This is a genomic window from Micromonospora yongxingensis (assembly GCF_052601155.1).
The window spans coordinates 468,021-488,902 of sequence record NZ_JBQXEO010000001.1 but is presented as its reverse complement, the minus strand read 5'-3'; the positions used below and the strand labels follow the sequence as shown (position 1 = coordinate 488,902).

General features: G+C 73.4%; 19 protein-coding genes and 1 pseudogene. 7 read left to right on the top strand and 13 right to left on the bottom strand.

Translation table 11 applies throughout. The annotated features are described in order from the left end of the window. Positions 1-133: 133 nt before the first annotated feature. The 9 genes from ACTWLT_RS02295 to ACTWLT_RS02255 form a co-directional block, all read right to left on the bottom strand. A complete protein-coding gene (locus tag ACTWLT_RS02295; protein ID WP_445316933.1) occupies positions 134-1,393 on the bottom strand; it encodes an MFS transporter in 1,260 nt (419 codons plus the stop codon). Positions 1,394-1,538: 145 nt separating this feature from the next. Then, positions 1,539-2,414, bottom strand: coding sequence for a zinc metalloprotease HtpX (gene htpX / locus ACTWLT_RS02290; protein ID WP_445316932.1), 876 nt, complete (start codon positions 2,412-2,414; stop codon positions 1,539-1,541). A gap of 121 nt (positions 2,415-2,535) precedes the next feature. Next, a complete protein-coding gene (locus ACTWLT_RS02285) occupies positions 2,536-4,032 on the bottom strand; it encodes an NADH-quinone oxidoreductase subunit N (protein WP_445316931.1) in 1,497 nt (498 codons plus the stop codon). Then, positions 4,029-5,537: a complex I subunit 4 family protein gene (locus ACTWLT_RS02280; protein ID WP_445316930.1), complete on the bottom strand. Its 1,509-nt coding sequence runs from the start codon at positions 5,535-5,537 to the stop codon at positions 4,029-4,031. Before ACTWLT_RS02280 ends, ACTWLT_RS02285 begins: the two co-directional genes overlap by 4 nt. Beyond that, positions 5,534-7,471, bottom strand: coding sequence for an NADH-quinone oxidoreductase subunit 5 family protein (locus ACTWLT_RS02275; protein ID WP_445316929.1), 1,938 nt, complete (start codon positions 7,469-7,471; stop codon positions 5,534-5,536). Before ACTWLT_RS02275 ends, ACTWLT_RS02280 begins: the two co-directional genes overlap by 4 nt. After that, complete coding sequence (gene nuoK, locus ACTWLT_RS02270) at positions 7,468-7,836, bottom strand: NADH-quinone oxidoreductase subunit NuoK (protein ID WP_445316928.1); 369 nt, start codon at positions 7,834-7,836, stop codon at positions 7,468-7,470. The genes ACTWLT_RS02275 and nuoK overlap by 4 nt, the downstream gene beginning before the upstream one ends. Beyond that, entirely contained in the window at positions 7,833-8,396 is a 564-nt protein-coding gene (locus ACTWLT_RS02265) for an NADH-quinone oxidoreductase subunit J family protein (protein WP_252418838.1), read from the bottom strand. The genes nuoK and ACTWLT_RS02265 overlap by 4 nt, the downstream gene beginning before the upstream one ends. Before the next feature lie 37 nt (positions 8,397-8,433). After that, positions 8,434-9,057, bottom strand: coding sequence for a NuoI/complex I 23 kDa subunit family protein (locus ACTWLT_RS02260; protein ID WP_445316927.1), 624 nt, complete (start codon positions 9,055-9,057; stop codon positions 8,434-8,436). 87 nt (positions 9,058-9,144) lie between these two features. Next, positions 9,145-9,573, bottom strand: coding sequence for an ester cyclase (locus ACTWLT_RS02255; protein WP_445316926.1), 429 nt, complete (start codon positions 9,571-9,573; stop codon positions 9,145-9,147). Between the two features lie 120 nt (positions 9,574-9,693). Between ACTWLT_RS02255 and ACTWLT_RS02250 the strand changes: the two genes are divergently transcribed. Next, complete coding sequence (locus tag ACTWLT_RS02250) at positions 9,694-10,749, top strand: glutathione S-transferase family protein (protein ID WP_445316925.1); 1,056 nt, start codon at positions 9,694-9,696, stop codon at positions 10,747-10,749. A gap of 119 nt (positions 10,750-10,868) precedes the next feature. Here ACTWLT_RS02250 and ACTWLT_RS02245 read toward each other — a convergent pair whose 3' ends face one another. Together ACTWLT_RS02245 and ACTWLT_RS02240 are read right to left on the bottom strand one after the other, a co-directional pair. Further along, positions 10,869-11,831, bottom strand: a complete 963-nt coding sequence (locus ACTWLT_RS02245; protein ID WP_210917475.1) for a complex I subunit 1/NuoH family protein — start codon at positions 11,829-11,831, stop codon at positions 10,869-10,871. Between the two features lie 272 nt (positions 11,832-12,103). Next, a pseudogene (locus tag ACTWLT_RS02240) lies at positions 12,104-12,700 on the bottom strand (NADH-quinone oxidoreductase subunit C); the annotation flags it as partial. 118 nt (positions 12,701-12,818) lie between these two features. On the opposite strand from ACTWLT_RS02240, the gene ACTWLT_RS02235 reads away from it, so the two are divergent. Then, the gene (locus ACTWLT_RS02235) at positions 12,819-13,865 is read left to right on the top strand and encodes a glucose 1-dehydrogenase (protein ID WP_445316924.1); all 1,047 of its coding nucleotides are present in this window, start codon (positions 12,819-12,821) and stop codon (positions 13,863-13,865) included. Positions 13,866-13,880: 15 nt separating this feature from the next. On the opposite strand, the gene ACTWLT_RS02230 is transcribed toward ACTWLT_RS02235, so the two are convergent. Both ACTWLT_RS02230 and ACTWLT_RS02225 read right to left on the bottom strand, forming a co-directional pair. Further along, positions 13,881-15,197, bottom strand: a complete 1,317-nt coding sequence (locus ACTWLT_RS02230) for a DUF2252 domain-containing protein (RefSeq protein ID WP_445316923.1) — start codon at positions 15,195-15,197, stop codon at positions 13,881-13,883. Between the two features lie 87 nt (positions 15,198-15,284). Continuing rightward, a complete protein-coding gene (locus tag ACTWLT_RS02225; protein WP_252418831.1) occupies positions 15,285-15,866 on the bottom strand; it encodes an NADH-quinone oxidoreductase subunit B in 582 nt (193 codons plus the stop codon). Positions 15,867-16,003: 137 nt separating this feature from the next. Here ACTWLT_RS02225 and ACTWLT_RS02220 point away from each other — a divergent pair, with 137 nt between their 5' ends. From ACTWLT_RS02220 to ACTWLT_RS02200, 5 genes are all read left to right on the top strand, one after another. After that, positions 16,004-16,948 (top strand): hypothetical protein, encoded by a 945-nt coding sequence (locus ACTWLT_RS02220; protein ID WP_445316922.1) that lies wholly within the window; start codon positions 16,004-16,006, stop codon positions 16,946-16,948. Between the two features lie 200 nt (positions 16,949-17,148). Then, positions 17,149-17,715, top strand: a complete 567-nt coding sequence (locus ACTWLT_RS02215) for a SigE family RNA polymerase sigma factor (RefSeq protein ID WP_445316921.1) — start codon at positions 17,149-17,151, stop codon at positions 17,713-17,715. Beyond that, entirely contained in the window at positions 17,708-18,913 is a 1,206-nt protein-coding gene (locus tag ACTWLT_RS02210; protein ID WP_445316920.1) for a hypothetical protein, read from the top strand. The genes ACTWLT_RS02215 and ACTWLT_RS02210 overlap by 8 nt, the downstream gene beginning before the upstream one ends. A 201-nt stretch (positions 18,914-19,114) precedes the next feature. Continuing rightward, on the top strand, positions 19,115-19,675 hold the full coding sequence (locus tag ACTWLT_RS02205; protein ID WP_374559282.1) for a SigE family RNA polymerase sigma factor: 561 nt from the start codon (positions 19,115-19,117) through the stop codon (positions 19,673-19,675). Beyond that, positions 19,668-20,873, top strand: a complete 1,206-nt coding sequence (locus ACTWLT_RS02200; RefSeq protein WP_445316919.1) for a hypothetical protein — start codon at positions 19,668-19,670, stop codon at positions 20,871-20,873. Before ACTWLT_RS02205 ends, ACTWLT_RS02200 begins: the two co-directional genes overlap by 8 nt. Positions 20,874-20,882 lie beyond the last annotated feature (9 nt).

Genomic DNA, 20,882 nt, shown 5'->3' with positions numbered 1-20,882 from the left:
CAGCGGGTAGGTGGCAGGCGGGCCTGGACGGAGATCGACTCGGACTCATGGATGTCGGGGCGTGCTCGTCACCGGGACACCCCGACATCACGGACGTCGAGTCGATCAAGCCGGGCTGCGGCGCGCGGACGGCTCAGACCGTGACGGGTTCGTCGGTGCGTACCGACGCGGTTTCCGCGCGGGCGATGGGCCCGGAGGGCAGCGCGGCGACCACGGCCCCGACGGCGACCGACGCCCCGGCGAACAGGAACGCCCACGGCACGCCGCCGGCGTGGTCCACGATCAGGCCGGCCACGGCGCCGCCGGCGGCGCTCGCCGCCACCGACATGGTGACCACCCAGGTGTACGCCTCGTTCAGCATGCCGGCCGGCGCGATCCGCCCGACGAGGGTGTTCTCCAGGGTCAGCGCGGGCGCGATGGTGGCCCCACCGATGACCAGCGCGATGCCCAGCGCCAGCGGCGTGGGCATCACCGCGAACACCGCGAAGGTGCCGGCGAGCGCGGCGAGCAGCATGGCGAACTGCCGGGTCATGTTCGGCGACGGCCTGCGGACACCGAACCAGAAGCCGCCGACCGCGCTGCCGATCCCCCAGACCGCCAGCAGGATCCCAGCCAGGCTCTCCGGGTCGTCGGTGGTGTAGCCACCGGCGTACGCCGGGACGATCACGCCGGCGGCGCCGAACGCGACGCCGAGGCTGGACACGCAGACCAGCAGGGCCGGGAAGCCGCCGACCCGCAGCGGGCCGAGCCCCCGGGCGTGGTGTTCGCGCGGGTGCGGGCGCCAGTCGCGCATCACCCGGCCGAGAGCCACGGCGGTGGTGCCGGCCAGGGTGACCACGGCCGCCCCGATCAACGCGGCGGCAGCGTCGGCGAACAGCACGAAGCCGGCGACGAGCAGCGGGCCGAGCACGAAGACGATCTCGAACAGCGAGGTCTCCGCGGCCAGCGCAGTGTTGCGCAGGTGGTACCGGTTGGACCCGGGGCCGGTCAGGTCGTTCCAGGCGCCACGGATGGCGGCGGTGAGCGGTGGGTAGGTGGCGCCGGCGACGCCGGCGGCCAGGTAGATGACGGGAAGGGCGTCGTCACCCGAACGGCTGGCCAGCAGCAGCCCGATGAGCGCCAGCGGGTGCGCCACGGCGGTGACCAGCAGCACCGGGCTCGGGCCGACCCGGTCGGCGATCCGCCCGGCCACCGGGCTGAGCGCCGCACCTGCGACGGCGTAGATGCCGCCCGCGACGGCGGCGAGCGCGTACCGCCCGGTGACCTGCTCGACCACCAGCAGCAGCGCCAATGGCGTCATGCCGATCCCGAGCCGCCCGATGATGCCGGTGACCAGCAGCATCGGCGCCCCGGGAATCCGCCAGACACCCAGATACTGGCGCAGTGCGGCCACCGTGAACCTCCCGAGGATGTAATGAGCGTGAGCCTCTTTGACCCTAACGCCACAGGGTCGCTGGGCAGTATCGGATATCTCCCGACACAGCGCTCCGCCCGTACCCGGATGCGACCGGGTACGGGCGGAGGCGGATATCAGCGGGTCAGCGCTGGAACTTCACCGGACCCGCGTTGGCGGCCATCTGCTCCAGCCGGGAGACCCGGTCCTCCATCTTCGGGTGCGTGGAGAAGAGCGCAGCCATGCCGCCACCCCGGAACGGGTTGGCGATCATGAGGTGCGCGGTGCTGGTGAGCTGGCCCTGGGCCGGCAGCGGGCGTCGCCGTGCCACCGCGTCGATCTTGCGCAGTGCGCTGGCCAGAGCCAGCGGGTCACGGCTCAGCTCAGCACCCGAGGCGTCCGCCTGGAACTCCCGGCTCCGGCTGATCGCCAACTGGATGATGCTGGCCGCGATCGGGCCCAGGATCAGGGTGAGCAGCAGCACAGCCGGGTTCGGCCGGTCCTCGTCGTCCCCGCCACCCAGCGGGATGAAGAAGGCGAGGTTCGCCAGCAGGGTGATGATGCTGGCCAGGCCGGCCGCCACGCTGGAGATCAGGATGTCCCGGTTGTAGACGTGTGACAGCTCGTGCCCGATCACACCGCGCAGCTCGCGGTAGTCGAGGATCTCGGTGATGCCCTGCGTCACGCAGACGGCCGCGTGCTCCGGGTTACGACCCGTCGCGAACGCGTTGGGCTGCGCGGTCGGGCTCACGTAGAGCCGTGGCATCGGCTTCTGAGCCTCAGCCGCCAACTCCCGCACCATCCGGTACAGCTCGGGGAACTGAGCCTCGGTGACCGGTTGCGCCCGCATCGAGCGCAGCGCGAGCTTGTCGGAGTAGAAGTAGGAAATGCCGTTCATGACCAGCGACACGAGGACGGCGATGACCAGCCCGCCACTGCCGCCGAACCAGTAGCCCACCGCGAGGATCAGCGAGGTGAGCAGGCCCAGCAGGGCGGCGGTCTTGAGACGGTTGTGGTGCACGATCACTCCTTCGGTGCACGGATCGCCGGGATCCGCTGACCGGTGTAACAACCCCGTACCCGCCAACCATCCGTCTCAACGCTGAGAGTTGACTGAGACCTGCCGGTGCGGGTCGGCCGGGTCAGCGGCCGGCCAGGTCGAGCACCAACTGCGGGGCGACACCGAGCACCACGGCGGCCACCGTGGCCACCGCCAGCACCACGGCCACCACACCCACCAGGGGTACGGCCACCGCGCCGCCCGACAGCGTCGGGGCCGGCGTGGGCGTCGCCGCCGGTGCCCAGAGGGCGGCGGTCACCCGCAGGTAGTACGCGAGGCCGATCACCGCGTTCACCGCCACCACCAGCGCCAGCCAGGCGGCGCCGCCGTCCAGCAACGCCCGGACCACGGTCACCTTCGCGAAGAGCCCCGCCAGCCCGGGCGGCAGACCCGCCAGGCCCACCAGGGCGAGTCCGAGCGCCGCACCGCGCCACGGGTGCCGCCGGGCCGCCCCCCGCAGGTCGTCGAGCGTGCCGCCGTCCGCACCCGCCGGGCGCAGCGCGGTCACCCCGGCGAACGCGGCCAGCTCCAGGACCACGAAGAAGACGGCGTACGCCACCGCTGCGGCGTACGCGGCGTCGCGGGCCTCACCTGTGCGACCGGCGGCCAGCGCCAGGGCACCCAGCGGGGCGAGGATGTAACCGGCCTGCGCGACCGAGGACCAGGCCAGCAGCCGGACGGTACGCCGCTGGCGCAGGGCGACCAGGTTGCCGACGGTCATGGTCAGCACCGCCAGCAGGGCGAGCACCGGACCGGTCTGGTCGGCAGGCAGCGCCCGCTGCACCACGGCGAGCAGCGCCACCACCCCGCCCAGCTTCGACGCCGTCGACAGGTACGCGGCCACCGGCAACGGGGCGCCGTCGTAGGTGGCCGGCGCCCACGCGTGGAACGGCACCGCCGCCACCTTGAACGCCAGCCCGACCAGCACCAGTGCCACCGCCGCGACGGTCAGCGGCAGGTCCCGCAGCTCCGGTCGCTCGGCGAGCACCGCGCCCAGCCGGTCCAGGTGCAGCCCGCCGGTCACCGCGTACAGCAGCGCGGCGCCGAGCAGGGTCAGCGTGGTGGCCACGACGCTGACCACGAAGAAGGTGACCGCCGCCTCGGCGCTGGCCAGGCTCCCCCGGCGCAGGCCCACCAGCACGTACAGCGGCAGGGTCAGCGTCTCCAGGGCGACGATCAGGGTGATCAGGTCGCCGGCCGCGCCGAGCACCACGCCGCCGGTCATCGAGCAGGCGAGCAGGAAGCAGTACTCACCCACCGGCGACCGCCCCACCCGCAACGCGGGCACGGACAGCCCGAGCACGCCCAGCGTGAGCAGCGCCACCACCGCGCCCACCAGGGCCGCTCGACCGCCGAAGATCCAGGAGCAGTCGGCGCCGACGCAGAAGGTCCGCCGCTCCGCGCCTACGCCCACCAGGGCGGCGCCGACCGCGGTGCCGAGGGCACCGAGCGCGGCCACCACGATCGTGGCGCGCGGCCGCGCCAGCAGCAGGTCCGTGATCAGCACGAGCACGGCGGTGCCGGCGGCCAGGTACGCCGGAAGCAGCGCCACGCTGTCCACGCTCTGCACGGCGTTCACGGGAAGACCACCTTCACGAGGGCGTCGACCGGGCCTTCGGCGACACCGAGGACGAGCGCCGGGGCCAACCCGATGGCCAGCGCGAGCAGGACCAGCGGCACCCACGCGGTCAGTTCCGCACCGGCCAGGCCGGGGCCGACCCGTCCGACCGCGGTGCTCGGCCGGCCGTGCGTGACCTGGCGCAGCAGCCGCAGGAAGTACGCGGCGGTGAGCGCGCCGCCGACGGCGGCCAGCACCCCGAGGGTGGTCCAGAACGGGCCACCCACCTGGACGGCCGCGATCACCGCGAACGCCTCACCCCAGAAGCCGGCCAACCCCGGCAGGCCGAGCGACGCGATCGCCGCGAACGCGAGCAGCCCGGCCAGCCGGGGTGCGGTCTCCCGCAACCCGGACAGCTCGGCGAGGCTGCCCGTGCCGGTACGGTCCTTCACCGCGCCCGCCAGGAAGAACAGCAGGCCGGTGATCACCCCGTGGGCGACGTTGCCGATCAGCGCCGCCTGGATGCCGGTGGTCGTCAGCGTGGCGACGCCCAGCAGCACGAAACCCATGTGCCCCACGCTGGAGTACGCGATCAGCCGCTTGACCTCGGTCTGAGCGAGACAGACCAGCGAGCCGACCAGGATGGCGGCGACGGCCAGCACGCCGAGCACCGGCGCCGCCCAGCGGGCGCCGTCCGGCGCCACCCCCACCGCCACCCGGATCAGGCCGTACGTGCCCATCTTGAGCAGCACCCCGGCCAGCACGACACTGCCGACCGTGGGGGCCTGGGTGTGCGCGTCGGGCAGCCAGGAGTGCAGCGGCCAGAGCGGGCTCTTCACGGCGAACGCGATCGCGAGCAGGGTGAACGCCGCGAGTTGGGTGCCCCGGGACAGGCCGGCCCCACCGGTCAACGCCACCACGTCGGCGGTACCGGCGGCGGCGACCACGACGTACACGCCGACCAGCAGCAGCACCGAGCCGAACAGGGTGTAGAGCGCGAACTTGCGGGCCGCCCGACGCCGGTCGGCGCCACCCCAGCCGGCGATGATCGCGTACATCGGCAGCAGGACGACCTCGAAGAAGAGGAAGAACAGCACCAGGTCCAGTGCGAGGAACGTGCCCAGGATGCCCACCTCGACCACCAGCAGCAACGCGACCAGCGCGCGGCCGCTGCCGCCCTCCGGCACCCGCCACAGCGAATAGCCGCAGCACAGCAGGGTGAGCAGCGCGGTCAGCACCACCAGCGGCCACGAGATGCCGTCGACGCCCAGGTGGAAGCGCAGCTCCAGGCCCGGCACCCAGGGCAGGTCCAGCTCGTGCCAGGGGCGCAGGGCCGGCGAGCCGGCCGACCAGGCGAACCAGCTCCGGTCACCGAACACCAGCGGCACCGCGGCCACCAGGGTCAGCGCCGCCGCGACCGTGCCGACCAGCCGGGCCGCCCGGTCCCGGGGCGTCGCGGCCACCGCGACCGCACCGAGCGCCGGCACCGCCAGGACGGCCACCAGCAGCACCTGCCCGAAACTCATCGGGTTCCTCCGATCAGTGCGGCGGCCAGCCCGATCAGCAACGCGCCCGCCAGCACACCGGCGGCGGCGCGGGGCAGCGCCGCCCGGTGCAGTGCGGCCAGCCCGGCACCCAGACCGGACGCGGCCCGCCCGCTGCCCTCGACCGCTCCGTCCACCACCACCTCGTCGCCGGTACGCGCGACCCGGGCGAGCGCCCGGACGGGGCGTACGACCAGGGTGTGCTGGACGTCGTCGAGCCGGAACGCGCGGGCGAAGACCGGCCGCAGCGGACCCAGCGCGGCCGCCGGGTCGGCGGCCCGGTCCCGACGCCAACCCAGCAGCACCAGCCCCGCCCCGACGAGCAGCAGCGCCAACGGCAGCAGCAGCCCCGGACCGAGGTGGACCAGGGCGTCCTCCGCGCCTGCCACCGGCACGGTGGCGAACCGCAGCCGGTCGGCGAACGCCCCGAGGAACCCGGCCAGGCCGAGCAGCGCCGCCGGCACGGCCAGGAGCAGCACCGGCCAGCGCAGCAGCGCCGGCGGGTCGTGCGGTCGGACCAGCGGCAGCCGGGGTTCGCCGAAAAAGGCCCGCAGCAGCAGCCGACCCGCGTACCAGGCGGTGATGGCCACACCGGCGAGCCCGGCCAGCCAGACCAACCAGCCCACCCACGACGGCGCCGGGCCCGTTCCCTCCCGCGCGGCCGCCTCGGCCACCGCGAGCACGCCGTCCTTGCTCCAGAAGCCGGCCAGCGGCGGCACCCCGGCCAGCGCGCCCAGGCCCACCACCGTGCACCAGAAGGTCACCGGCATGCTGCGGCGCAGCCCGCCCATCTCCGACATCAGGGTGGTGCCCACGGCGTGGATGACCGCGCCGGCGGCGAGGAACAGCAGAGCCTTGAACGCGGCGTGGGTGAGCAGGTGGAACAGTGCCGCCGACGGCGAGCCGACAGCCAGCGCACCCGTCATGTAGCCGATCTGGGAGACCGTCGACCAGGCCAGCACCCGCTTGATGTCGTCCTGCGCGGTGGCGGCGAGGGCGCCGAGCAGCAGGGTGATCGAGCCGATCACCCCGAGCACGGTCAGTGTCACCGGCGCGGCCGTGAACAGCGGGTAGAGGCGGGTCACCGCGTACACGCCGGCGGCGACCATCGTCGCGGCATGGATCAGCGCGGAGATCGGCGTCGGGCCGGCCATCGCGTCGGGCAGCCAGGTGTGCAGCGGGAACTGGGCGCTCTTGCCGGCCACCCCGGCGAGCAGCAGCAGACCGGCGGCGGTCAGTGTCGCGCCGGAGTGGTCGTGGGCGAGCACGTCGGCGATCCGGAAGCTGCCCGTCGACACCCCGAGCAGCGCGATGCCGAGCAGGAAACCGACGTCACCGACCCGGGTCACCAGGAACGCCTTCATCGCGGCGGCCGGCGCGCCGGGCAGCCGGCGGTCGTGGGCGATGAGCAGGTACGAGCAGAGGCCCATCACCTCCCAGCCGACCAGCAGCATGAGCAGGTCACCGGCGACCACCACCAGCAGCATCGCGGCGGTGAAGAGGCTGATCTGCGCGGCGTACGGCGGGTAGCGGTGGTCGACGTCGAGGTCGTCGTGCGGGCCGCGCCGCAGGTAGCCGATCGAGTAGACCTGCACGGCCAGGGCCACCGCGGTGACCGCCACCGCGACCAGCGCGGCGGCGCCGTCCAGCCGGACCCCGAGGGTCACCGTCAACCCACCGAGGTCGACCCAGGTGGTCGACGTCTCCCGGGGCCGGTCGACCGTGACCAGCAGCGCGACGGCCAGCGCCAGCGCGCCGGCCGCGCCGGTCACCCCGAGCGCGCCGGCCACCCGCCGGGCCCGGTCCCCGCCCTCCGCATCCGTGGTGGGATGGCGTGGGGCCGGCGGCAGCAGCAGGCCGAGCAGCCCGGCAACCAGCGGTACGGCGGGCAGCAGCGCCCCCAGCAGTCCGGTCACCGGCCCCCCTCCCGGTCCGGGCCGGCGCTGGCGGCGACGGCTGGCTGCGGTGACCCGGCGGGCTCGGTCAGCGGCACCTCGTCCACCGCCACGCTGGCGCGCAGCCGGTAGAGCTGGAGAACGATCGCCAGCCCGACCCCGATCTCGGCGGCGGCGAGGACGATGACGAAGAGCGCGAAGACCTGGCCGGAGTGCGGCAGCACGGAACGCACGGTGGTGTCCGCGGTGACCAGGATCAGGTTCACCGCGTTGAGCATCAACTCGACCGCCATCAGCACCAGCACGGCGTTGCGACGGCGCAGCACGCCGTAGACGCCGAGGCCGAACAGCAGCGCGGCGGTGACGTACGGGATGACCGGCCTCACCGGCGACCCCCGGTCTCCACGTCGACCCCACCCGGCGCCGCGGTGCGGTCCGCTGCCGGAGCGGGCCGTCCGATGTCGGGCCGGGACAGCACCACCGCACCCACCAGGGCGGACAGCAGCAGCACGGAGAGCACCTCGAACGGCAGGACCCAGGACCGGAAGATCTGCTCCCCCAGCCGTTCCGCGGTGCCCGCCTCGGCCAGCGCCACCGTGCTCCACCGGTACGCGTCGACCAGCAGGACGGTCAGCCCCAGCCCGGCGCCGCCACCGATCAGCGCGGCCGGCCAGCCGGGGCGGTCCAGGTCGTCGGAGGCGCCGATCGGCGCGCGGGTCAGCATCACCGCGAACAGCAGCAGCACCACCACCGCGCCCACGTAGATCAGGACCTGCACCCAGGCCACCAGCTCGGCGCCGAGCACCAGATAGTCGCCGGCCAGCGCGCCCAGGCAGACCACCAGGTAGAGGCCGGCCCGGACCAGGTGTTTCGTGGTGACCACCAGCACGCCCGAGCCGACCGCCACGGCGCCGAGGGCGATCAGCAGCAGATCCGCGCCGGTCACCGGGCCGCCCTCACAGCGGCCGGCCCGCGTCGCGCCGTCACGATGCCGGACCCGGGTCGGCGCCGGGCTCGGGGCGTACCACCGGCGGGGTGGGTCGTGCGGCCGCGGCCTTGCGCGCGGCCGCGGTCTCCTCCTTGGCCGGCTCGCCGTTCGGGTCGTGCGCCTGCGGCGGCGGGACGGTGGCCATCCACTGGCCGAGGTGGTCCTTGTCGTGCAGCAGATCCTTGATGTCGTACTCGGCGTACTCGAACTCCGGCGACCAGTAGAGCGCGTCGAACGGGCAGACCTCGATGCAGATGCCGCAGTACATGCAGAGCGAGAAGTCGATGTCGAACTTGTCGAGCACGTTGCGTTGGCGGGGGCGGGCGGCACCGGGCACCGCCACCTCCTCCTTGTGCGAGTCGATGTAGATGCACCAGTCCGGACACTCGCGGGCGCAGAGCATGCAGACCGTGCAGTTCTCCTCCGACAGCGCGATCACGCCGCGCGAGCGGGGTGGCAGCTCGGGGGCGACGTCGGGGTACTGCTGGGTGGTCGAGCGGCTGGTCATCGTCTTGAGGGTGACCGCCAGCCCCTTCACCAGGCCCGCGCCGGGCATGCCGCGCTCGCTGGCGCCGCCGGCCGGGCCGCCGTGCTCGCTGGGGTCGCTCATGTCGACCATCCTGCCCTGTGGCCCCGACGCGCGCGACCACCACCCGTGGGTCCGCGACGCCACCCTGGTCGCGGGGAGAACGGACCACCCGTCGGACTACGCCCCGGGCCCGCCGACGGCCGCCGGGGGCAGCATCTCGACGCCGAGCTGCTGCAGCAGCTGAAACAGCTCGTTGCAGCTCCAGACCTCGACGATCCGGCCCGCCCCGTCGAAGCGCAGGAACGTCGCCCCGGAGTAGCTGACCACCTGGCCGGTCGGCGGCACCGGCCCGAACTGCCCAACCTGGGTTCCGGCCGCCCGCCAGTGCACGGCCACCCGCTCGCCGGCGGCCACCACGTCCACGACCTTGTAGCGCAGGTCCGGGAAGGCGGCCCGCCGCTCGCGGTGCCAGGCCAGCGTGGCCTCCGGCCCGGTGCCGCCCAGGCCGGGGCACTCCTCGGCGACCAGCTCGTACGCCGACTCCTCCCGGCGGGCGTTCCACACGTCGGCGATGAAGCGTCGGGCCGCCGCCTCCACATCCGTCATCCCGGCAGGTTAGCCGGCACCGGCCCGACGGCGACCGGGCCGGTGCCGCAGCGCCCGGGTCGCAAGGTCGTGGCGCCCGGGTTGCTCGCAGGCGCGCAGCGCGGACCGGAATCCGCGACGATGGGAAGGAGACGGCGACCGGACCGGAGGGGTGACGTGGGCGAGGAAACAGGCGGCAAGTACGTCGAGCCGGGTGGCGAGTTCACCCGGGACCAGCGGTACATCGCCACCCGGATCACCGAGGACGGGCGGGACGGATACCCGGTCGAGCCGGGCCGGTACCGGCTGGCGGTCAGCCGGGCCTGCCCGTGGGCCAACCGTCTGATCATCGTGCGGCGGCTGCTCGGCCTGGAGGACGCCATCTCGATGGCCGTGGCCGGCCCGACCCACGACGCCCGGAGCTGGACCTTCGACCTCGACCCGGGCGGCCGGGACCCGGTGCTCGGCGTCGAGCGCATCCAGGAGGCGTACTTCAAGCGGTTCCCCGGCTACGAGCGGGGCATCACCGTGCCGGCGATCGTCGACGTGCCGACCGGGCAGGTGGTCACCAACGACTACGCGCAGATGAGCCTCGACCTGTCCACGCAGTGGGGCGCGTACCACCGTGAGGGCGCGCCGCAGCTCTACCCCGAGCACCTGCGGGAGCAGATCGACGAGGTCAACGCGGTGGTGTTCCGGGACGTCAACAACGGCGTCTACCGGTGTGGGTTCGCGGGCAGCCAGGAGGCGTACGACAAGGCGTACCACCAGCTCTTCGACCGCCTGGACTGGCTGACCGAGCGGCTGACCGACCAGCGGTACCTGGTCGGCGACACCATCACCGAGGCCGACGTGCGGCTCTTCACCACGCTGGTCCGCTTCGACCCGGTCTACCACGGCCACTTCAAGTGCAACCGGCAGAAGCTGAGCGAGATGCCGGTGCTCTGGGCGTACGCGCGGGACCTGTTCCAGACGCCCGGGTTCGGCGACACGATCGACTTCGACCACATCAAGCGGCACTACTACGAGGTGCACCGGGACATCAACCCGACCGGGGTCGTCCCGCTCGGCCCCGACCTGTCCAACTGGATCACCCCGCACGGCCGCGAAGCACTGGGCGGCCGCCCGTTCGGCGACGGCACGCCACCCCCACCCCCGGCCGAGCCCGTAAACCCCGCACACACCCCGCTGCGCTGAGCCCCCTCACCCCGCCGATCTTGCACTTTCTGACGTGGATATGCCCCACTTGACCCCATTCGCGGGGGCAGAAGGTGCAAGATCGGCGCGGGAGTGGGGGCAGGGCGGGGCACGGCCTGTTACAGGGCTATGCGCACGGCTGCCGTGAGGACCAGTTGCGCCAGGGAGGCTGGCACCAGCACCAGCCAGCAGAGCCGCTGGAGCTGGTCCTCGCGCAGCCGGGGGTACGACACCCGGAGCCAGATGATCACGAAGGCCACGGCGAAGACCTTGAGCAGGGTCCAGAGCCAACCCAGCTGGTCGTCGGCGAACGGTCCCTGCCAGCCGCCGAGGAACAGCACCGTGGTCAGCGCGGCGATCACCACGATGCCGACGTACTCGGCGAGCAGGAAGAACGCGAAGCGCAGGCCCGTGTACTCGGTCATGTACCCGAAGACCAGCTCCGAGTCGGCCACCGGCATGTCGAACGGCGGCCGGCGGATCTCGGCCAGCCCGGCGACGAAGAAGATGATCATTGCGGGCGCCTGCCAGAGCAGCCACCACGGCTGCCAGGCCTCGACGATGCCCGAGAGGCTGAGCGTGCCCGCCGCCATCGCCACCGAAGCGGCGGCCAGCACCAGCGGCAGCTCGTAGCCGAGCAACTGGGCGGCCCCGCGCAGCCCACCGAGCAGGCTGTACTTGTTGGCCGACGCCCAGGCCGACATGAGCACCGCCACCACCCCGACGCCGACCACGGCCAGCACGAAGAACAGGCCGATGTCCAGCGGTTGCCCGACCAGGTCGTTCGGGCCGAGCGGGATGACCAGCAGCACCAGCAGGTAGGGCACCAGCGCCACCGCCGGCGCCAACCGGAACACCGCCCGGTCCGCCTCACGCGGGGTGATGTCCTCCTTCTGCACGAACTTGACGCCGTCCGCCACGAGCTGCGCCCAGCCGTGGAAGCCGCCCGCGTACATCGGGCCGAGCCGGCCCTGCATGTGCGCCATCACCTTGTGCTCGGCCTGCCCGACCAGCAGCGGCAGGGTGAGAAACGCGACCAGCACACCGCCCACCCGCAGCACCAGCTCCACCCAGAGCGGCATCAGGCCGTACCCCCGTCGTCGTCGGTGCGGCCGCCCCGCGTCGGCGGATCGGCGGCCGGGCCGGAAGCCGGCTGGTCGGGCGCCGCCGGGCCGTCGGATGCGGCCTTGGCGGGCGCCGTCGGGCCGTCGGATGCGGCTTTGTCGGGCACCGCGGGGCCGTCGACGGTGCCGGCAGGCCGGGGAGTACGCGCCGGACGGGCACCCGGAGCGGGCCGCGCGGGTCGGTCACCGGCGGGCCGGGCCGGGGTGCCGCCACGCGGACCCTCCCCCACGCCACCCGCGCCGGCCGGGGTGGGCGTCGTCCCCCACTCGCCCGGCGCGGGCACGCCCGGCGGGCGGATCGGTCGACGGCCGCCGCCGGCCTCGGACTCGCCCGGTTCCTTCGCGCCCGGCCAGGGCTTGGCCACCCGGGAGGCCAGCACGAACTCCTTGCGCAGCGGATGGCCCTCGAACTCCGGCGGCAGCAGGAGCGGGCGCAGCTCCCCGTGACCGGCGAAGCCGATGCCGAACATCTCGTGCGTCTCGCGCTCGTGCCAGGCGGCACCCGGGAAGACGTCGACCACCGAGGCCACCGTGGGTGCGCCGCGGGGCAGCCGGGTGCGCAGCAGCACGCCGTGCCGCAACCGGGTCGACCAGAGGTGCGCCACCACGTCGAAGCCGTCGGCCAGCTCGTCGACGGCGGAGAGCCAGTCGAAGAAGTCGCAGGCCAGCTCGGTGTCGTCACGGGCGGCGCGCACCGCGTCCGGCCAACTCGCCGGCGGCACGTCGACGGTGGCCCGGGCGAACCGCTGCCCGCCGGAGACCGACGGGGTCGCCTCGACCGGCGCGAGCAGCGCGACCAGCCGAGCGCCGACCTCTTCGGGAGTCATGCCGCTGATCCTATGGCGTCTCCCCCGCGCGGGCCCGGCCCGCGTCGGTCCACCACCGGCACCCGACGATCTGCCGGCTTTGGGGGCGGCACGGCGGTCGGCGGGGAAAGATGAGGGCGTGCGCGCTGTCACTGTGGAACCTGGAGTCGCCAACTCGCTGAGCCTCGTCGAGGACCAGCCCGAGCCGGCGCCCGAGGAGGGCGCCCTCCTGGTCCAGGCGCTGGCGGTGGGGATCTGCGGCACCGACCACGAGATCGTCGCCGGGGAGTACGGCGAGGCGCCGCCCGGCGAGACCCGCCTGATCATCGGGCACGAGTCGTTGGGCCGGGTGCTGGAAGACCCGAGCGGCACCTTCCAACACGGTGACCTGGTGGCCGGGATCGTCCGGCATCCCGACCCCGTGCCCTGCCCCAACTGCGCGGTCGGCGAGTGGGACATGTGCCGCAACGGGCAGTTCACCGAACACGGCATCAAGTCACTGCCGGGGTTCGCCCGCGATCGCTGGCGGATCGAACCCCAGTTCGCCGTCCGGCTCGACCCGGCACTGGCGAGGGTCGGCATGCTGCTGGAGCCGACCAGCGTGGTCGCGAAGGCGTGGGACCACATCGAGCGGATCGGGCACCGCGCCGAGTGGCAGCCACAGACCGTCCTGGTGACCGGGGCGGGGCCCATCGGGCTGCTGGCCGCGCTGCTCGCCGCCCAGCGTGGGCTCGCCGTCCACGTCCTCGATCGTGCGACGTCCGGGCCGAAGCCGGAGCTGGTGGCCGCGCTCGGCGCGTCGTACCACACGGTGCCGGTCAACGACCTGCCCTTCGAGCCGGACGTGGTGATCGAGTGCACCGGCGCGCCGACGGTGGTCCTGGACGTGATGTGCAAGGCGGCCCCGACCGGGATCGTCTGCCTGGCCGGGGTGTCCAGCGGTGGCCGGAGCATCGACTTCGACGCCGGTGCGCTCAACCGGGCGCTGGTGCTGGAGAACAACGTGGTGTTCGGCTCGGTGAACGCCAACCGGCGGCACTGGACCATGGCCGCGCAGGCGCTCAGCCGCGCCGACCAGTCCTGGCTCGAGTCGCTGCTCACCCGGCGGGTGCCGGTGGAGCGGTACGAGGAGGCGTACACGGCTGGGCCGGGCGACATCAAGGTGGTGCTGGAGTTCGACTCCTGAGCGGTGGTCGGCCGGTCAGATGCCGGGCAGCCGGCCGTTGCGGAACAGGTCCACGAAGAGCTGGTGGTCCTGCCGGGCGCGCACCCCGTACGCGTGCGCGAAGTCCACCAGGTGGCTGACGAAGCCCGACTCGTCGGCGCCCACCACGGCGACGATCGCCTCCTCCGTGGAGTAGTCCACCAGGTCGTGGCTGGACTCGTCGTCGGCGACCGAGTGCATCCGGGCCACCGCCCGGCCGAGGTCGACGAGCACCCCGGTCAGCTCCTCCGGCTCGTTGACGTCCGACCAGTCCAGGTCGGCGGCGTACGGGGAGACCTCCGCGACGAGCTGCCCGGCGCCGTCCAGCTCGGTGAAACCCAGCCACGGGTCGGCGTGCGCCTGCAACGCCCGCTGCGACTCGGCGGTCCGGTGGCCCTGGTGCTGGAAGTAGCCCCGGACCGACTCGTCGGTGACGTACCGCGCCACGGCCGGCACCTGCGCCTGCTTCATGTAGATGACGACGTCGTTCTCCAGGGCCTGGGTGTGTCCCTCCAACAGCAGGTTGTACGACGGCAGCCCGGCCGAGCCGATGCCCACCCCCTTGCGCAGCACCACGTCCTTGATCTGCGCGGCCACCGGGCGCGGCCGTGCCGAGGTGGTGGGCAGGGTGGTCAGGTAACCCTGGAAGGCGGCGAGGACCTGGTCCCGGGTGGCTTCGTCGATCTCGAAGACCCCGTCGCCCACGGAGAAGCGCCGCTCGTAGTTGTCGATCGTCGTCTGGGTGGCGAGCAGGTCGACCCGGGTGTTGAGGCGGGCCTGCTGGAGCACCCGGCGCAGCACCCCGTCGGCGTTGTCCAGGGTGATCGAGCCGATCGCGTCGTCCCCGCCGGCGGCGATCGCCCGCAACTCGGTGAGGTACGAGCGGGCGAAGCCGGCCACCAGGTCGCCGATCACCGTGTCGGAGAGCGCCTTGCCGTAGCCGAGCAGCGCCACGCTGGCCGCGAACCTCCGCAGATCCCAGGTGAACGGTCCGACGTACGCCTCGTCGAAGTCGTTGACGTTGAACACGAGCTGCCCGGAGGCGTTCATGTAGGTGCCGAAGTTCTCCGCGTGCAGGTCACCGTGGATCCACACCCGGCTGGTCCGCTCGTCCAGGAACCGGTCGTCGGCGAAGTCGCCGCGCTGGTCGGCGTAGAAGAGCGCGGCGCTGCCCCGGTAGAACGCGAACGGCGACGCCGCCATCTTGCGGAACTTGCGGCGGAAGGCCGCCGGGTCGATCGCCATCGACGCGCCGAACTCTTCGGTGAGCACGTCGAGGATGTGGGCGGACCGCGGGTCCACGGAGTTGCTCATGGTGCGCAGGCTAGCCCGACGCCACCACCCGGGGCGTCAGACGACCGAATGGCCCGTCAGGGCCGACGGGACGGAACGCGTGCCGGGTCAGCCGACGCCGGGTGGGCGTACCGGGGGCGCGGTGAGCGAGTCGACGGAGCGCGGGGCGGAGGCTTCGCGGGGTGCGGTGTCCAGCGGTGAGGCGAGCAGATCCGGGCGGGGCACCCCGCCGACGCCGGACTGCTCGGCGGCGATCTTCTCCTGCAGGCGCAGGATGCCGTGCAGCAGCGCCTCCGGCCGGGGCGGGCAGCCGGGCACGTAGACGTCGACCGGGATGAGCTGGTCGACCCCCTTGGTCACCGAGTACGAATCCCAGTAGGGGCCACCGCAGTTGGAGCACGCGCCGAACGAGATGACGTACTTCGGCTCCGGCATCTGGTCGTAGAGCCGCTTGATCGCCGGGGCCATCTTGTCGGTCACCGTGCCGGAGACCACCATCAGGTCGGCCTGCCGGGGGCCGTGGGCGAACGGGATGACACCGAGCCGGATGAAGTCGTGCCGGCCCATGCTCGTGGCGATGAACTCGATCGCGCAGCACGCCAGACCAAAGTTGAAGACCCAGAGCGAGTAGCGGCGCCCCCAGTTCAGCACGAACCGGATCGGCTCTCCGAGCACTGCCGGTAGCTGCACGGCCCCTCCCTCCTGTCACCCACTGGACAGTCAACCACAGCGTGCGGCTGCAACCCGGAGGGCGGTTGACAGCTTCTACAGGGGTACGGCGCGCCGACGACGGCCGCCGCCAACGGGGACCCACGGGAGGAACCAGGATGAACACTCGTACCGGACAGCGGGCAGGCGTGCTGCTCGGCTCGGCGCTGGCCGTACTGACCGCGATGCCGGCCACCGCCGCGCTGGCGTCCACCCACGCGCCGGCCTCGGTCTCGGCCGGCCGGCTGGTCCTGGAGCCGACCGACGGCGGTTACCGGGGCACCCTGCCGGTGACCATCACCAACCGCAGTCGAGCCGCCGAGTACTACAGCATCCAGGTCACCGAGCCGGTCGCCGGTTCCTTCGACGGGCTACAGCCCACCGGTGCCTGCTTCAACGGCGGCCTCGTGGAGAACCGGCGGGTGATGGTCTGCGGGGTGGACGGGCCGGACCTGGAGCCGGGCGAGCGGCGCAGGCTGGGCGTCACCTTCGAGGTACTGACCGCGCACCGGTCGTACGCGATGATCGCCGGGGGCGGCCGGGTCGAGGTCGTGCCGGGTCACACGCAGCAGGTGGCCGACGGCGAGAACTTCAGCGCCCGGTTCCGGGGCACCGACGGATCGCTGGACCACCCGCGGCCGTACGTCCAGGACACCGTGGCGAGCGCCTCGCTGACCGCCGACACGGCCGCGCTGACCCTGACCAGGCAGGCCGACGGGACGTACGCGGGCCGGCTGCCGGTGACCGTGCGCTACGCCGGCGACGCCCCCCACGACTACCTGGCGGTGCGGGCGGTCCTGCCCGCCGGGATGGAGATCGCCGGCACCGATCCGCAGGACTCGCCGAGCTTCGGCGAGTGGTTCGACGTGCCGGGCGGACGGATGGGCGTCGGCGAGGAGCGCACCTTCGCCGTCCTGTTCCGCGCGCCGGCCGGCACCGCCACCGGTGACCTCGGAACCGTCGGGCTCACCGTCAGCGCCCGGTACGGGGCCGACGAGGTGGCCGAAGCGTCGCCGGCCGACAACAGCCTCCAGGTCACGCTGAGCGCCACCGACAACGGCTGACACGGCCGCGCGTCGCCGGCCGGCACGGGGGTCCGGCCGGCGACGCCCGTCGGGGCGCGGGTCCCGACGTCGCAGTCACCCCACAGGACGGCCACAACCGGCACCGGTGCCGGCCCGGCGGTGGGGCTGCAACCCCCCGGCGGAATGGCGAGTGTTACGACCGCCTCGGGCACGGCCCCGACGGCGAACGGGGAGGGGCAGTGACAGCGATGACGAGAGCCCGCGCCGACGAGCCGCCGGGTGCGACTGCCGTGGTGGACGAGGAGCACCCGGCGAAGATGAGCTTCGACGACTTCTACCACGCGCACTTTCGGAACGTGACCACCCAGCTCGGCGCCTACACCGGCGACCTGTCGCAGGCCCAGGACCTCGCGCAGGAGGCGTTCTGCCGCGCCCTCGCCCGGTGGGACCGACTGGCCCGGTACGACGATCCGGTCGCGTGGGTCCGCCAGGTCGCCTGGAACCTGGCCCGGAGCCGTTGGCGGCGGCTGCGGACCGCTCGCAACCATCTGCTGCGGCAACGGCGGACGGAGGCCGCGATGGCCGGTCCGACGCCCGACCGGGTGGCGATCGACGCCGCGCTGGCCCGGCTGCCCGCCAACCACAGAAGGGCCGTGATCCTGCACTACCTCGCCGACCTGTCGGTCAACGAGATCGCCAGTCAGGAGGGGGTGGCCGAGGGCACCGTCAAGTCCTGGCTGCACCGTGGCCGCCTGGCGCTGGCGGGGCTGCTCGACGAGAACATCGAGGGAGTGGGCAATGTCTGACATCGACCCGCGGCTTCGGGACCGGTTCGCCGTGTACCGCGCCGAGACGGTCGCCCGGATCGCCGGTCCGGGACCTGACGAGGCCCGCCGCACCCTTCGTCGGCGCCGTCGGACGATGGTCGCTGCCGCGGCGGTGACGGCGGTCGCCCTGGCGGTCGCACCGGTCGTCGCCAACGCCGCACTCCGTGGCGACCGGTCGGTTCCGGCGCCGGCGGCGACCGGGGAACCGACCACCGCGCCGACGAGCGCTCCGCCACCGACGTCGCCCGCACCGCTCACTCCCAGCACGACCACGTCGACGAGCCCGGCCGCGCCGGACGGCCGGATCAGTCGCGCCCAGCTGCTGGCCGCCCGCGTCGACCTGCCGGCCTGGCCCTCGTACGCGACAGGCTGCGCCACGTCGGACGTCCGGCTGCGGCCGCCGACGCCCACCGAGGCCAGGCCGACGCTGGCGGACCTGGACCTGGGCTACACCGACCTGGACGGCGATGGCGCCACCGAGACGGTTGCCCTGGTCACCTGCCGGTCCGGCGAGGGCTCGGCGAAACAACTCCTCGCGTTCGATCGCGACGGGCGCGGTCGGATCGTGACCATGGCTCGGGTCGTTCGCACCGGGGACGGGCTCGACGACATCACGGACGCCGCCGTCACGGACGACGGGGAGGTGCGGGCGCAGGTTGCGGACATCCAGCCCTGCTGCTCGATGCCCAGTTACTGGGCGCAGAAGCAGTGGCGGACGTACCGCTGGACCGACGACCGGTTCGCCCAGAGCGACGGGCCGAGGTCCTTCGGCAAGGACACCCGGCTGACCGATCTGGCGCTGGCCGGCGGCGACCTCGTGCTGGGGCCGGTCGGCGCGGACGGGAAGCGTCCGGGCACCCTGACGCTGACCGTGACGAACAACGGACCGGTGGACGTGGCGTACGTCGGCTTCGCCGAACTGGGCTTCATCGGCACGCTGGACAGCGGCGACACGTCGATCTGCGTACCGTGGCGGAAAGCCGACGAGTCGGGGACCGACTGCCGCACCGCCGGCCTGCGGTCCGGGGAGCGCCGGGCGTACACCTTCCACCTCCTGGTCGACCCGGCGGCACTGGACAAGCCCCGTGTCCGGGTGGTGCATTTCGACGACCAGGACCGGCACTGGAGGGACCTGGCCTACGGCAACAGCCACCTGGAGGTGCGGGTGATCTCCTGACCCGCCGATTGGGCCCGGCCGGCACCCGCGGCCGGGCCCGCCCCTGCACGGTGGTCGACCGATCGTCCGCGCCGCCCCGCGGTCCAGATGTCCCGCACCCGACACAGCGCCCCCACCGGTCCTGCGCAACCGGCCGGCACGTCCGGTGGTGTGACGGGTGCCGGCGGGACACACCACCCGCGGCCACCACGGGGAGGACGAGTGCTTGTGACGAGAGACGTACGGGTGGGCGGGCCTCCACCGGAGCCGCCGGGAACCACGGTCCCCCCGCCGGCCGAGCTGGTCTTCGACGACTTCTACCACGCCCACTTCCGCGGGCTGGTGGTGCAGCTGACCGCGTACACCGGCGACCGGGGGCAGGCGCAGGACCTGGTCCAGGAGGCGTTCTGCCGGGCGTACGCCCGCTGGGACCGGCTGGCCCGCTACGACGACCCGCTGGCCTGGGTGCGCCGGGTCGCCTGGAACCTCGGCCACAACCGCTGGCGGCGGCTGCGGACAGCCCAGGCGTGGCTGCTGCGACAGCGGGAGACGCACGTCGCGGGGCCGAGCCCCGACCGGGTCGCCGTCGACGCCGCGCTGGCGCAGTTGCCCCCGAAGCAGCGGCGGGCCGTCGTGCTGCACTACCTCGCCGACCTGTCGATCGCCGAGATCGCCGCCCAGGAACGCGTAGCCGAGGGGACGGTCAAGTCCTGGCTGCACCGGGGCCGGGCGGCCCTCGCGACACACCTGCGCGACACCAACGAGGAGGTGCGGGATGTCTGAGCAGGAGACCCTCGGCCTCGCCGAGGAGTTCGCCCGTTACCGCCGCACCGTGCTGGCCGAGGTCGAGGTGCCCGGACCTGCCGCCGTCCGGCGGGCGGCACGACGGCGCCGCCGTGGCCGCATGGCGGCCACCGCCACCGCGGTGCTCGCGCTGTTCACCGGGTCGGCCGTCGGGTACGCGGCGATGGACGACCCGGAGCTCCGGCCGGGCCCGGTCGAGCCCACGCCGAGCGTGCCGGTGCCGCCGACGCCGAGCGCCACACCCAGCCCGACCGCCAGCCCCGCCGCGACCAGCGCCAGCCCGACCTCGACCGTGCCCGACGGCCGGATCAGCCGGTCGCAACTCCTGGGCGGGCCGGTGACCCTGCCCGCGTGGCGGGCCGGACGCGGCTGCCCGACGTCGGGCGTACGGCTCACCGAGGACGCCCGCGAGGGCGTGAACTGGCTCCTGGCGCTCGACCACGGCGACGTTGACGGGGACGGCGCGGTGGAGACGGTGGCGCTGGTGCAGTGCGTGCTCGGCACCGGCGGGCCGATGCAGGTGGTCGCGTTCGACCGGGACGGGAAGGGAAAGGTGGTGACGCTGGGTCGGGTGGCGGTGACGACCAAGGACAAGCCGCAGTGGCTGTTCGCGCTCGACGTGGCCGGCGACGGCACCGTGCGGGTGGAGGTCGGCGACATCGCCCCCGGGGGCGGCTGGCCCGCCGAGTGGTCGCAGCGTCAGTGGCGCGGCTACCGCTGGAACGGGGACGCCTTCGCCCAGGTCACCGGACCGACGACCTTCGGTCCGAACCGGCACGACATCAACCTCGTCGTCACCGCCGGCGATCTGGTGTTGGCCGACGCACCGGACGGCTCGCGGACCGGCACGGTGACCGTCGCGATCCGCAACGGAGGCAACGGTCCGGCCGCCCACGTGGGGTTGCGACTCGGCCTGCCGGCCGCGGTGCGCGCGGACGGCGACGGCTGGGCGGCCTGCCGTAACGACCCGGAGACGACGCAGCAGCCGGTGACCTGTGACCTTGACGGGCTCGCCGCCGGGAGGGAGATCCGGCTCACGCTGGGCTTCCGGGTGGCCGCGGGCGCCAGCGTCGGCACGGGACAGGCCGACGTGGACGCCCGGGCGATGGACGCCAACGTCGATGTCGTGGAGGAGGTCTACGAGCCCGACAACCTGGTCCGGATCACGTACCGCTGACTCGGTCGG

Coding starts and splice junctions, on each gene's coding strand:
- ACTWLT_RS02280 (WP_445316930.1), bottom strand. CDS start 5,537: ATGAGTTTCGGGCAGGTGCTGCTGGTGGCCGTCCTGGCGGTGCCGGCG.
- ACTWLT_RS02260 (WP_445316927.1), bottom strand. CDS start 9,057: ATGGTCGACATGAGCGACCCCAGCGAGCACGGCGGCCCGGCCGGCGGC.
- ACTWLT_RS02255 (WP_445316926.1), bottom strand. CDS start 9,573: ATGACGGATGTGGAGGCGGCGGCCCGACGCTTCATCGCCGACGTGTGG.
- ACTWLT_RS02250 (WP_445316925.1), top strand. CDS start 9,694: ATGGGAAGGAGACGGCGACCGGACCGGAGGGGTGACGTGGGCGAGGAA.
- ACTWLT_RS02245 (WP_210917475.1), bottom strand. CDS start 11,831: ATGCCGCTCTGGGTGGAGCTGGTGCTGCGGGTGGGCGGTGTGCTGGTC.
- ACTWLT_RS02230 (WP_445316923.1), bottom strand. CDS start 15,197: ATGAGCAACTCCGTGGACCCGCGGTCCGCCCACATCCTCGACGTGCTC.
- ACTWLT_RS02220 (WP_445316922.1), top strand. CDS start 16,004: ATGAACACTCGTACCGGACAGCGGGCAGGCGTGCTGCTCGGCTCGGCG.
- ACTWLT_RS02210 (WP_445316920.1), top strand. CDS start 17,708: ATGTCTGACATCGACCCGCGGCTTCGGGACCGGTTCGCCGTGTACCGC.
- ACTWLT_RS02200 (WP_445316919.1), top strand. CDS start 19,668: ATGTCTGAGCAGGAGACCCTCGGCCTCGCCGAGGAGTTCGCCCGTTAC.